The sequence below is a fragment of the Rhizobium sp. CFBP 8762 genome, assembly GCF_014841565.1.
Lineage (GTDB): Bacteria > Pseudomonadota > Alphaproteobacteria > Rhizobiales > Rhizobiaceae > CFBP-8762.
The window spans coordinates 65,763-78,524 of the sequence record NZ_JACYUD010000001.1 but is presented as its reverse complement, the minus strand read 5'-3'; the positions used below and the strand labels follow the sequence as shown (position 1 = coordinate 78,524).

The following is a 12,762-nucleotide window of genomic DNA, read 5'->3' as shown; positions in this document are numbered from 1 at the left end:
GGCCTATCAGGAAACGGCAGTGACCGCCTGGCTGATGGCGGCTTTCAGGCTGGCCATGTCGAATGGCTTGACCAGAAGAGCCGCCTGCGTGAGGTCCTCGGCACCCGAAACGGCCCGGTGCCCCGTGGCAAAAATCACTGCCAGATCGCGCTTTAAGGTAAGTGCGGTGCGGGTCAGTTCCACGCCCGACATATCCGGCAAGCCCACGTCCGATATCAGGATATCCACCACCTCGGTCTTGAGCAGGGTGAGCGCTGCCGAGCCGCTGCTTGCTTCGAGAACCTCAAACCCCATCTCTTCCAGCATATCGACGGTGTTGATCAGGATGAGCGGTTCATCCTCGCACACCAGAATACGGCGACGGGCAGCCTCTTGCTGGAGGGTTGGCGCAGGCGTATCGGGCGACGCTTCGGCCGGTGCCTCCACGGTCTCCATGGCCGTCGCATGCAGAACATGGCGAATCTTTCGTGCCAAAGCTTCCCGTGTGTATGGCTTGCTCAAGAGGTTGACGCCCGCGTCCAGCCGCCCACCGTGCACAATGGAGTTTTCCGTGTAGCCGGAGGTAAACAGAACACCGATGTTCGGAAGACGAGCCTTTGCCTTGCGTGCCAGCTCCGGACTCTTCAACGTGCCTGGCATGATCACATCTGTGAACAGCAGATCGATTGCCAGGCCACTTTCGATAATATTCAGAGCACTTTGAGCATCACGGGCCTTCAAAACCCGATAGCCAAGGTCCGTCAGCAGGGCCACAGTTGTCTCGCGAACGGCATCATCATCCTCCGCAACCAGAATGGTTTCATTGCCCCCCGTGGCGGGCCCGGTCTCGGTTTCGGAAACGAGGTCTTCTGTTTCCAGCGAACGTGGCACATACAGCTTGATTGTCGTACCGCTACCAACCTCGCTGTAAATTTTGATATGCCCACCGGACTGTTTGACGAAGCCGTAGACCATGGACAAACCAAGGCCCGTTCCTTTTCCCTCCGGCTTTGTCGAGAAGAACGGATCAAAGACCGCCTCCAGCAATTCGGGGGGAATGCCGCTACCGGTATCACTTACCGCCAGCATGACATATTGTCCCGGTGTCACCTCATGGTGGGTGCGGGAATAGGTGTCGTCCAGATAGGTATTACCGGCTTCTATGGTCAGCTTGCCGTGATTCTCCATCGCATCGCGCGAATTGATCACCAAATTCAGCAGGGCATTTTCCAGATTGCCGGGATCAATCAGGGTGTTCCACAAACCACCGGCTATGACGGTTTCAATTTCGATGGCTTCGCCGATGGTGCGGCGCAGCATATCGTCCATATTGCGGACCAGACGCCCGATATTGACGACTTTGGGTTCAAGCGGCTGCCGCCGCCCGAATGCCAGAAGCTGCGATGCCAGCTTCGCGCCCCGCGTCACGCCCTGCAATGCATTGCGAATGCGCTGCTCTTCTCTGTCCCGACCCGCAACATCCTTTAACAAAAGCTGGAGATTTCCGCCCACAACCTGAAGCAGATTGTTGAAGTCATGGGCGATTCCGCCAGCAATATTGCCGATGGCTTCCATTTTCTGGCTATGTCGCAGGGCTTCCTGCGTTTCAATCAGTTGCTGCGTCCGCTCGGCCACACGCTCTTCCAGCGTCGAGTTGACAGCCGTCAGAGAACTCTCGACATTCTTGCGGTCTTCAATGTCAGTATTGGTGCCAACCCAGCGGCGAACCTGTCCGCTCTCGTCAAACAGGGCCGTTGCGCGGATCAGATGCCAGCGATAGATGCCATCGTACCGCCGGATACGGGCTTCCATCTGGAGGTCGCTGCCGGACTCGACTGATTCCTGCCAGCTTTGCAGGGTGTTGTTCAAATCACCGGGGTGAATCAGGCTTTTCCAGTAACCGCTGTTGATAGAACCCGGGCGAGACCCGGTATAGGCGTATGTCTGGTCGTTAACCCACTCCAATGCGCCATCGCGCGAGGCAATCCAGGTGTGATTGGGTATGGATTGCGCCAGCAGACGGAACCGGCCCTCACTATCTATCGCCGCGCGCTCGGCATTCTTCTGCTCGGTCAAGTCATTGCCCTGAACGAAAATCCCTTTCGTTTCGCCGGATTCGTCGAGAAGCGGTTGCAGGACGACATCGATATGGCGCTCAACCGGCTCGCCGCCGGGCTGCGCGGGAACGACAATCTTGAGAGATTTACGCGCTGAAGACCGGGCAGTCCGAAAGACATCATCCAGTGCATGAATCAGGTCGTGTCCGTTTGCTTCTGGCAGCAAACGGGCAAACGGCATGCCCATGACCGCATCTTGTCCCACCAGCGATTTGAACGCGGTGTTGGCAATCGCTACCGCGTGATCCGCGCCGTTCAGAACCGCCATGAAGCTAAGCGCCTGTTCAAACACCGTCCGCAGATCATTGCGCTCCGCGCCAAGCACCATATTTTCCATCTGCACGGCAATGGCACGCTTCATGACATCGGCTTCTGCCTGCATGGATATGGAGGCATGGGTGCGAAGACGGTGCAGTTCGGTAACATCGACCGTATGCTGGAGGATATGACAGAGCTTGCCATCGCTATCGAACAACGGCGTATGCGTTGCGCTCCAATAGCGGTCTTCCATGACACCATCGGCGGTTTCGACCGGATAGGGTATGAGCGGCAGAACGTCTCGCCGCTCCGTTTCGACGACCTTTTGAAGTGACGTGCGAAGCATCCTGCCGCTATCGGACTGCGGATCGCTGGGAAATACGTCGAACAAATGCTGGCCCGTTATGTCATCGCGTCGGCGCTGCGTAACATCCAGATAGGCCTCGTTCATGCCGAGAATGGTATAACTGGTATCGAGCACGAGGTATGGGTTGGGAGAGGCATTGAAAAGTGCAGAGGCGTCCAGATTTAACAGTTCAGGGGCGCGCAGCAAGAAAGGCTCCAATCAGATTCGCCAGTGGCGAACATGGTCCGCCTTACAAAGTCGCAAAACAGATAAAAGCTAATACAGGTGCCGACAAGAGCGCTCGATTCGAAAATGCGGCATTCCAAGAAACAAATTGCGAAAACGCAAAAGCCGCCTTGCGGCGGCTTTCAGCAAAAATGGTGGGCGATGACGGACTCGAACCGCCGACATCTTCGGTGTAAACGAAGCGCTCTACCAACTGAGCTAATCGCCCCCCGTTGTTGGTGGCCGTGATGTATGCGGGCTTGAAAAAAACCGCAAGAGGTAATTTGCTGTTTTCGTGAATTTTTTTGACGGGTTACCCACAAAGCCCGCAATTTCCGCCTTTGTATATACGGCTTTGTTGATGCTTGAGTGGAGGGGTCTGATGAGTCGTCTTTCTCGCCCACACTTATTTAACCTGGCAGGTTGCCCAGGCTCACAGTCATCAACGTTCATAAGATACGAGATGCTTCGGTTTAACGTAGGTCTCGATTGAGTGTGTAAAACCCGAACGGGTCGTCGTTGATTCTGTTAAAACTGCCGGGGCAGGGAGGTCAGCCGGTCTCGAATATAGGCGCGGTCATAGCGGCCCGCAAAATCGAAACAGGGGTTATATGAACAAACCCGACATTTCCGGGCTTTCTGAATTCGTGTTCAAAAGAAATTGAAAAATCTCGGATATTTTGGTTTGGGCTCGCTTGACACTCCCGTTTTTACCCCTTAGTTAGCCGCTCATCGAACGGCGCAACGCCGGTTCGGGACGGAAGACGGCCTAGCCGGCTTCCACTAAAATGCGCGGGTGTAGCTCAGTTGGTTAGAGTGCCGGCCTGTCACGCCGGAGGTCGCGGGTTCGAGCCCCGTCACTCGCGCCACTTTTGCCTGAAAAGGTAAAGGTGTTGTGACATTAAAGATAATCCAAAACAGTTTTCGTTGCGTACAGTGTGCTGTGCGTGGCTGAGGCTGTCATTTGGTCTTTTGGCACGTGCGAACGGCGAAAATTGAGCGTTTTGGGAAGCTTTTAAAAAGCGCCAAATTGACAATCGGCAGGCTCTTTATAATTGCTTTCTGAGTGGGCCGGGCCTATGTGTGTCGCTTATAAGCCAGAGTGAATTGCGGTTGCGACGTTTTGTCCTAGCGATATGGGCGTCGGATCGAGGGTTTTAGCAGTGATTTCCCAAGCTTGTTGCTGGATGTTAAACACATCACACACCATCTATAGGAAACGCGGTTAAAACCTGCGGGCAGAGCTTGCGCCGACAGGTTGCCTGCGATAACCACTCTTGCGTTGCAACATGGTTTTTCGGCTTGCCAAGGCGTTTGCCTCGAGTGGACTCAGGCGCTCCCGCGCAGGCAGGGATGGATTTGAATGACTGAGCTACTTGGTTCCTATATTCCAATCGCGATCTTCATCGGCATAGCGCTGGTCATCGGAATCGCGCTGTTGATTGCCCCCTTTGCCGTTGCATTCAAGGCGCCGGACTCCGAGAAGCTTTCCGCTTATGAGTGCGGCTTCAACGCGTTTGATGATGCGCGTATGAAATTTGATATCCGGTTCTATCTGGTGTCCATTCTTTTCATCATTTTCGATTTGGAAGTCGCCTTCCTGTTTCCATGGGCTGTCGCATTCAAGGATATTGGTTGGTTCGGACTTTGGTCTATGATGGCGTTTCTGGGCGTCCTTTTGATCGGGTTTATCTATGAATGGAGAAAAGGAGCGCTGGAATGGGAATAGCACAAATGGATACGCCCCTTGTCGCTCCTCAGCCCAAGGGCATCATTGACCCAGGCACGGGCAAGCCAATCGGCAGCAACGACGCTTTCTTCGGCGAGATCAATAATGAGCTTGCCGACAAGGGCTTTCTCGTTACATCCACCGATGAGCTGATTACATGGGCTCGTACCGGCTCTTTGATGTGGATGACATTTGGTCTTGCCTGTTGCGCGGTTGAGATGATGCAGATGTCCATGCCGCGTTACGATGCCGAGCGCTTCGGTTTTGCGCCGCGTGCGTCCCCGCGCCAGTCGGACGTCATGATTGTGGCGGGCACGCTGACCAATAAGATGGCACCGGCTTTGCGTAAGGTTTATGACCAGATGCCAGAGCCGCGTTACGTTATTTCGATGGGTTCCTGTGCGAATGGTGGTGGGTACTATCACTACTCCTATTCCGTGGTTCGTGGCTGTGACCGGGTTGTGCCGGTTGATATCTATGTGCCGGGCTGTCCCCCCACGGCAGAGGCTCTTCTTTATGGAGTGCTTCTGCTGCAGAAAAAAATACGCCGCACCGGCACGATTGAACGGTAGGCGAGGGGGAACCGATGAGTGAAGCCTTGAAAGAACTGGCTGGTTACATCAGCGACGTTCGCGGAGAGCTGGTCAGTGAATGGGCGATTGCCTACGATGAACTGACGCTGAAGACGACACCTGCCAACATCGTAGCGCTGCTGACATTCCTGCGGGACGATGTGCAGTGCGGGTTTATCAACTTTACCGATATTTGCGGTGTCGACTGGCCACAGCGTGAAGATCGCTTCGATGTGGTCTATCACCTGATGTCCCCGCGCCAGAACCAGCGTATCCGCGTGAAACTGAGTGTTGGTGTCAACCAGACGGTGCCTTCGGCCACCTCGGTTTTCCCCGGAGCGGATTGGTTTGAGCGCGAAGCCTACGATATGTATGGCATCCTGTTCACCGGCCATCCCGACTTGCGCCGGATTCTCACCGATTACGGTTTCGAAGGACATCCGCTGCGCAAGGATTTCCCGATGACCGGCTATGTCGAGGTTCGCTACGATGATGAATCGAAGCGGGTGATCTACGAGCCCGTCGCGCTGCGTCAGGAATTCCGCAATTTCGATTTTCTGTCGCCATGGGAGGGAACGGATTACGTTCTGCCAGGCGATGAGAAGGCGAACTTGAAATGACAGTGACGACACGACTTTCAGGCAAGGCTGCGGCACCTGTGGAGCAACGGGTATGAACGAGCATAACGTTCGCAATTTCAATATCAACTTCGGCCCGCAGCATCCGGCTGCGCACGGCGTTCTGCGTCTCGTTCTGGAACTGGACGGGGAAATCGTCGAGCGCGTCGATCCGCATATCGGCCTGCTGCATCGCGGCACTGAAAAGCTGATTGAAGCCAAGACCTATCTTCAGGCATTGCCGTATTTTGACCGCCTCGATTATGTGGCTCCGATGAATCAGGAGCACGCCTATTCCCTCGGCGTCGAAAAGCTTGCAGGCATTGAAGTGCCTATTCGTGGCCAGTTGATCCGTGTTCTTTATTCTGAAATCGGACGTATCCTGTCTCACCTGCTGAACGTGACAACTCAGGCCATGGACGTTGGTGCATTGACACCGCCGCTCTGGGGCTTTGAGGAGCGCGAAAAGCTGATGGTGTTCTATGAGCGGGCCTGTGGCGCGCGCATGCACGCTGCCTATGTCCGCCCCGGCGGTGTGCATCAGGACCTGCCGCATCAGTTGGTAGAGGACATCGGCAACTGGGTCGAACCGTTCCTGAAGACTGTTGATGACATTGATGAACTGCTGACCGGAAACCGGATTTTCAAGCAGCGCAACGTCGATATCGGCGTAGTCTCGCTGGACGATGCGTGGGCCTGGGGCTTTTCTGGCGTGATGGTGCGTGGTTCGGGCGCCGCATGGGATTTGCGCCGCTCGCAGCCTTACGAATGCTATTCGGACCTCGAATTCGATATTCCGATCGGTAAAAACGGCGACTGTTATGACCGCTATCTCATTCGAATGATTGAGATGCGGGAATCGGCCAAGATCATGAAACAGTGCGTGGATCGTCTTCTTGGGGATGCCAAGACCGGTCCCGTGTCATCGCTGGACGGTAAGGTCGTACCGCCCAAGCGCGGTGAGATGAAGCGGTCCATGGAAGCGCTCATTCACCACTTCAAGCTGTATACCGAAGGGTATCACGTTCCCGCCGGTGAGGTATATGCCGCCGTTGAGGCACCGAAGGGCGAGTTTGGCGTGTATCTGGTGTCAGATGGCACGAACAAGCCCTATCGATGCAAGATCAAGGCACCGGGTTATGCGCATCTTCAAGCGATGGATTTCATCTGTCGCGGGCACCAGTTGGCAGACGTATCGGCGGTGCTTGGTTCGCTCGATATCGTGTTTGGCGAGGTGGATCGATGATCGCTTGTTCAAGTATCGCTCAAGAAATTGCTGTATCCTTCCAAGATGACCAAAATGCCTGCGCGACCGATGTTCTGGCAACATCGATGCGTGGGTCGGTAAACTGATAAGGCGCTAGAGAATGTCCGTTCGTCGATTGGCCGAAGAGCAAGTTCAGCCCGCAAGCTTTGTCTTTTCTCAGGAAAATGCTGTTTGGGCTGAAAAGACCATCCGCAAATATCCGGCTGGCCGCCAGCAGTCTGCAGTGATTCCGCTGCTGATGCGTGCGCAGGAGCAGGATGGATGGGTCACCAAGGCTGCCATCGAATCCATCGCCGATATGCTGGATATGGCCTATATTCGCGTTCTGGAAGTTGCGACCTTCTATACCCAGTTCCAGCTCAAGCCCGTGGGCAAATACGCCCATATCCAGGTGTGCGGCACCACGCCATGCATGTTGCGCGGTTCGGAAGAGCTGATCAAGATCTGCAAGAAGCGCATTCATCCGGAACCCTTCGCGCTGAACTCCGCCGAGACATTGTCCTGGGAAGAAGTGGAATGTCAGGGGGCGTGTGTGAACGCGCCCATGGTCATGATCTTCAAAGACTCCTACGAAGACCTGTCGGTTGAGCAGTTCGAGCATATTATCGATAGTTTCGAAGCTGGACGCGGTGCTGACATTAAACCAGGGCCGCAAATCGACCGTATCTATTCAGCGCCTGAAGGCGGTCCGGTGGCGTTGACATCACCGGATTATCGCTACCGCAATCAGGTGACCGAGCCGGAAGCACCATCACCGAGCGAAGGTGCCGGGGAAGGTGACGGCGAGGGTGCTGGCACCAGCGTACCGCCCGCCAACGCGGCGCGCGCAAAGGACAATGCGCCCGAAACGGACGCAAGCGTGAAGACACCGGTTACGGCCAAGCCGGAAGCGGCTGAAAATGCGAAGGCCTCTGCCAATCCCCTGTCGGGAACGAAGGATGCCAAAGACCCCGATGTCAAGCCGGTTGGCAGCAACATCGAGGGCGCGCCCGCTGAGAAGGGTGCTGTTGAGGGAAAGACATCCGCTCAAGCCTCGGGAGATAATTCCGATGGCAAGAAGCTCTGAGAGGTGAACCATGCTTAAGGATGAAGATCGCATCTTTACCAACATCTACGGCACCAAGGACAAATCGCTGAAAGGCGCCATGAGCCGTGGACACTGGGATGGCACCAAACAGATTGTTGAAAAAGGCCGTGACTGGATCATCAATGAGATGAAGGCGTCGGGCCTACGCGGCCGCGGCGGCGCTGGCTTCCCGACTGGCCTCAAATGGTCTTTCATGCCGAAGGAAAGCGACGGGCGTCCGCATTATCTTGTGGTGAATGCCGACGAATCGGAGCCTGGCACGTGCAAGGACCGTGATATTATGCGTCACGATCCGCACACGCTGATCGAAGGCTGCGTGATTGCGGGCTTCGCGATGGGCGCACACACAGCGTATATCTACGTGCGCGGCGAGTACATGCGCGAGCGTGAAGCGCTGCAAGCTGCGATAGATGAATGCTACGACAACGGCCTTCTGGGTGTTAACAACAAGTGCGGCTGGGACATGGACATTTTTGTCCACCATGGCGCGGGTGCTTACATCTGCGGCGAAGAAACGGCTCTGCTGGAAAGCCTTGAAGGCAAAAAGGGACAGCCGCGTCTGAAGCCGCCGTTCCCGGCCAATATGGGCCTCTATGGTTGCCCGACAACGGTCAACAATGTGGAGTCCATTGCCGTTGCGCCGACCATCCTGCGTCGTGGTGCAGGCTGGTTTTCGGCGATCGGTCGGCCCAACAATGTCGGCACGAAGCTGTTCATGATTTCCGGTCATGTCAACCGTCCGTGCACGGTTGAAGAAAGCATGGGCATCCCCTTCCGTGAACTGATCGAAAAGCATGCCGGTGGTATTCGCGGTGGCTGGGACAATCTGCTGGCGGTCATTCCCGGCGGTGCATCCTGCCCGGTCGTGACGGCGGAAAACATCATCGACTGCCAGATGGATTTCGATGGTCTGCGCGAGGTTAAATCGTCATTCGGTACGGCTGCGGTGATCGTCATGGATCGTTCGACCGATATCATTAAGGCCATCGCGCGTCTGTCGCAGTTCTTCAAGCATGAGAGTTGCGGCCAGTGCACACCCTGCCGTGAAGGCACGGGCTGGATGTGGCGCGTTATGGAGCGTATGGCTAAGGGCAACGCACAGAAGCGCGAAATCGATATGCTGTTTGACGTGACGAAGCAGATCGAGGGTCACACGATCTGCGCGCTGGGTGACGCGGCGGCTTGGCCGGTTCAGGGGCTGATCCGCAACTTCCGTCCTGAAATGGAAAAGCGGATCGATGAATATACGCGCAACGCCATGTCCGATGGCGTCGTGCTTGAAGCGGCAGAATAAAGCGTTTGGCCCTTCCGGGGGCAAAACCATGCAGGTACGGAATGCTGGCAGCCATTGGGCTTGCGGCAGCAAACAGGGCGAAGTGCTAAAATGGCAAAGCTGAAAGTTGACGGCAAAGAAGTTGAGGTTCCAGACCACTTCACACTGCTTCAGGCATGTGAAGAGGCGGGCGCTGAGGTTCCGCGCTTTTGTTTTCACGAGCGGCTTTCCGTCGCCGGCAACTGCCGTATGTGTCTGATCGAGGTCAAGGGTGGACCGCCGAAGCCCGCCGCATCCTGCGCCATGGGTGTGCGCGATCTGCGCCCCGGCCCGAATGGCGAAGCTCCCGAAGTGTTCACCACCACGCCTATGGTCAAGAAGGCCCGCGAAGGCGTGATGGAATTCCTGCTGATCAACCACCCGCTGGACTGCCCCATCTGCGATCAGGGTGGCGAGTGCGATTTGCAGGACCAGGCGATGGCCTTCGGCATCGACAGTTCGCGCTATCGTGAAAACAAGCGCGCGGTCGAAGACAAATATATCGGTCCGCTCGTCAAGACCATTATGAACCGTTGCATTCACTGCACGCGGTGCGTTCGCTTCACAACCGAAGTGGCGGGCATTGCGGAACTCGGGCTCATTGGCCGTGGCGAAGACGCGGAAATCACGACTTATCTCGAACAGGCCATGACATCCGAGTTGCAGGGCAACGTGGTTGATCTGTGCCCCGTGGGCGCGTTGACGTCCAAGCCTTACTCTTTCCAGGCGCGGCCTTGGGAACTGGGCAAGACTGAATCCATCGACGTTATGGATGCACTCGGTTCGGCAATCCGCGTTGACACGCGTGGCCGCGAAGTGATGCGCATTATGCCGCGCGTCAATGAAGAGATCAATGAAGAGTGGATTTCCGACAAGACCCGCTTCATCTGGGACGGGTTGAAGACACAGCGTCTGGACCGCCCCTATGTCAAGCAGAATGGCCGATTGAAGCCTGCAAGCTGGGCCGAAGCTTTCGCAACTATTTGCACCGCTGTTTCGCAGACATCCGGTAGTCGGATCGGCGCGATTGCCGGTGACATGGCGTCTGTCGAGGAAATGTATGCGCTGTCCGAACTGATGGCGTCTCTTGGCTCGAAAAATGTGGATTGTCGTCAGGACGGGGTAGCACTTGATCCTGCATTGGGCCGTGCAAGCTACATCTTCAACCCGACCATTGAAGGTATAGAGTCCGCTGATGCATTGCTCATCGTCGGCTCTAACCCGCGCTTCGAAGCATCCGTTCTCAACGCCCGCATTCGCAAGCGTTTCCGCATGGGTGGCTTCCCGATCGGTGTGATCGGCGAGAACACCGAACTGCGCTATAAGTATGAATATCTGGGTGCCGGCACAGATTCCCTGACGGATCTGGTCGCTGGCAATGGGTCGTTCTTCGAAACTCTGTCCAAGGCTGAGCGTCCGATGATCATCCTTGGCCAAGGCGCGTTGATGGGCAACAACGGTTCTTCGGTTCTGTCGCTCGTGGCCAAACTGGCGCAATCGGTTGGTGCAGTGTCAAATGAATGGAACGGCTTTGCCGTGCTGCACACTGCAGCGTCCCGCGTCGGCGGTCTTGATCTCGGCATGGTACCGGGGGAGGGCGGCGTCAAAGCAGCGGACATGTTGACCGGCACGGACGTGCTGTTCCTGCTCGGTGCTGATGAGATGGATTTCTCGGGCCGCACGGCATTCACTGTCTACATTGGTTCGCACGGGGATGAAGGCGCGCAGAATGCTGACGTTATTCTACCAGGTGCGACCTATACCGAAAAGTCGGGCACATGGGTCAATACCGAGGGTCGTGTTCAGCAGGGCAACCGCGCCGGATTTGCGCCGGGAGAAGCCAAGGAAGACTGGGCCATTTTGCGCGCCTTGTCCGACGTTCTCGGCAAGAAGCTGCCATTTGATTCGCTCGGTGAATTGCGCGCCAAGCTATACCAGGCACACCCGCACTTTGCCGATATCGACCATATTCAGCCGGGTAGCCCGGCAGACCTGACCGCCGTTGCGCAAAAAGGTGGTGACCTGACCAAATCGCTGTTTGCGTCTGCGGTGAAAGACTTCTATTTGACGAACCCGATAGCGCGTGCTTCCGCCGTCATGGCCGAATGTTCGGCACTGGCCCGCAACAACTTTAAAGCTGCGGCTGAGTAAGCACGAGGAATTAGACAGTATGGACTCGTTCTTTTCGACTTATGTTCTGCCAACGCTGATCATGGTGGGCCAATCGCTGCTGCTGTTGGTGGCGCTGCTGTTGTTCATTGCGTATTTCCTGCTGGCTGACCGCAAGATCTGGGCAGCGGTACAGTTGCGCCGTGGTCCCAACGTTGTTGGGCCCTTTGGTTTGTTCCAGTCGTTTGCCGACCTGTTGAAGTTTGTCTTCAAGGAGCCTGTCATTCCGGCCGGTGCCAACAAGGGTATCTTCCTGCTGGCGCCACTGGTGTCGGTGGTGCTGTCGCTGGCTGTGTGGGCCGTTATCCCGCTGAACAACAACTGGGTCATCGCCAATATCAATGTCGGTATTCTGTATGTCTTCGCGATTTCTTCTCTGGAAGTCTACGGGATCATCATGGGCGGCTGGGCGTCAAACTCCAAATATCCGTTTCTGGGCGCGCTGCGTTCGGCAGCGCAGATGGTGTCCTACGAAGTTTCCATCGGCTTTGTGATTGTAACGGTCCTACTGTGCGTAGGTTCACTGAACCTGACCGATATCGTCAATGCACAACATGACGGTCTCGGAACACGCCTTGGCTTGCCCGCGTCCTTCCTGGATTGGCATTGGCTGTCGCTGTTCCCGATGTTCATCGTCTTCTTCATTTCTGCCTTGGCTGAAACCAACCGTCCTCCCTTCGACTTGCCGGAGGCTGAATCGGAACTCGTCGCCGGCTTCATGGTCGAGTACGGGTCCACGCCCTATATGATGTTCATGTTGGGCGAGTATGCCGCAATCGTATTGATGTGCTGCCTGACCACCATTCTGTTCCTTGGAGGCTGGTTGCCGCCTCTGGACGTGTGGTTCCTGAACTGGGTGCCGGGAATCATCTGGTTCCTGCTCAAGGCATCGTTCGTCTTCTTTATGTTCGCCATGGTCAAAGCGTTCGTGCCGCGGTATCGATACGATCAGCTCATGCGCTTGGGCTGGAAGGTTTTCCTTCCAATCTCGCTGGCCATGGTTGTCATCGTCGCGTTTACGCTGAAGTTGACAGGTTGGGCATGATGCACACGCACATGTTCGTTGTATGCGCCGGTCGTTCCG

9 protein-coding genes and 2 tRNA genes are annotated in these 12,762 nt (G+C 55.9%); 9 read left to right on the top strand and 2 right to left on the bottom strand.

Features of this window, described 5'->3' with window-relative positions:
• Positions 1-6: 6 nt before the first annotated feature.
• Both IFT84_RS00350 and IFT84_RS00345 read right to left on the bottom strand, forming a co-directional pair.
• Complete coding sequence (locus IFT84_RS00350) at positions 7-2,907, bottom strand: hybrid sensor histidine kinase/response regulator (RefSeq protein ID WP_197975401.1); 2,901 nt, start codon at positions 2,905-2,907, stop codon at positions 7-9.
• Positions 2,908-3,078: 171 nt separating this feature from the next.
• Positions 3,079-3,154 (bottom strand) — tRNA-Val (locus IFT84_RS00345).
• A gap of 563 nt (positions 3,155-3,717) precedes the next feature.
• Between IFT84_RS00345 and IFT84_RS00340 the strand changes: the two genes are divergently transcribed.
• The 9 genes from IFT84_RS00340 to nuoH all read left to right on the top strand — a co-directional run bounded on the left by IFT84_RS00340 (position 3,718) and on the right by nuoH (position 12,723).
• Positions 3,718-3,794: transfer RNA gene (locus IFT84_RS00340), tRNA-Asp, on the top strand.
• A 494-nt stretch (positions 3,795-4,288) separates the two neighbouring features.
• Positions 4,289-4,654 carry an NADH-quinone oxidoreductase subunit A gene (locus IFT84_RS00335; protein WP_192116666.1) on the top strand — a complete coding sequence of 122 codons (366 nt, stop codon included), beginning with the start codon at positions 4,289-4,291 and terminating at the stop codon, positions 4,652-4,654.
• Complete coding sequence (locus IFT84_RS00330; protein ID WP_192116665.1) at positions 4,645-5,226, top strand: NuoB/complex I 20 kDa subunit family protein; 582 nt, start codon at positions 4,645-4,647, stop codon at positions 5,224-5,226. Before IFT84_RS00335 ends, IFT84_RS00330 begins: the two co-directional genes overlap by 10 nt.
• A 14-nt stretch (positions 5,227-5,240) precedes the next feature.
• Complete coding sequence (locus IFT84_RS00325; protein ID WP_192116664.1) at positions 5,241-5,846, top strand: NADH-quinone oxidoreductase subunit C; 606 nt, start codon at positions 5,241-5,243, stop codon at positions 5,844-5,846.
• Between the two features lie 52 nt (positions 5,847-5,898).
• Complete coding sequence (locus tag IFT84_RS00320) at positions 5,899-7,089, top strand: NADH-quinone oxidoreductase subunit D (protein WP_192116663.1); 1,191 nt, start codon at positions 5,899-5,901, stop codon at positions 7,087-7,089.
• Positions 7,090-7,210: 121 nt separating this feature from the next.
• Positions 7,211-8,176, top strand: coding sequence for an NADH-quinone oxidoreductase subunit NuoE (gene nuoE, locus IFT84_RS00315; RefSeq protein ID WP_192116662.1), 966 nt, complete (start codon positions 7,211-7,213; stop codon positions 8,174-8,176).
• A gap of 10 nt (positions 8,177-8,186) precedes the next feature.
• Positions 8,187-9,491, top strand: a complete 1,305-nt coding sequence (gene nuoF / locus IFT84_RS00310; RefSeq protein ID WP_192116661.1) for an NADH-quinone oxidoreductase subunit NuoF — start codon at positions 8,187-8,189, stop codon at positions 9,489-9,491.
• A 90-nt stretch (positions 9,492-9,581) separates the two neighbouring features.
• Positions 9,582-11,660, top strand: coding sequence for an NADH-quinone oxidoreductase subunit NuoG (nuoG, locus tag IFT84_RS00305; protein ID WP_192116660.1), 2,079 nt, complete (start codon positions 9,582-9,584; stop codon positions 11,658-11,660).
• A 19-nt stretch (positions 11,661-11,679) separates the two neighbouring features.
• Positions 11,680-12,723: an NADH-quinone oxidoreductase subunit NuoH gene (gene nuoH / locus IFT84_RS00300; protein WP_192116659.1), complete on the top strand. Its 1,044-nt coding sequence runs from the start codon at positions 11,680-11,682 to the stop codon at positions 12,721-12,723.
• The last annotated feature ends 39 nt before the right edge of the window (positions 12,724-12,762 follow it).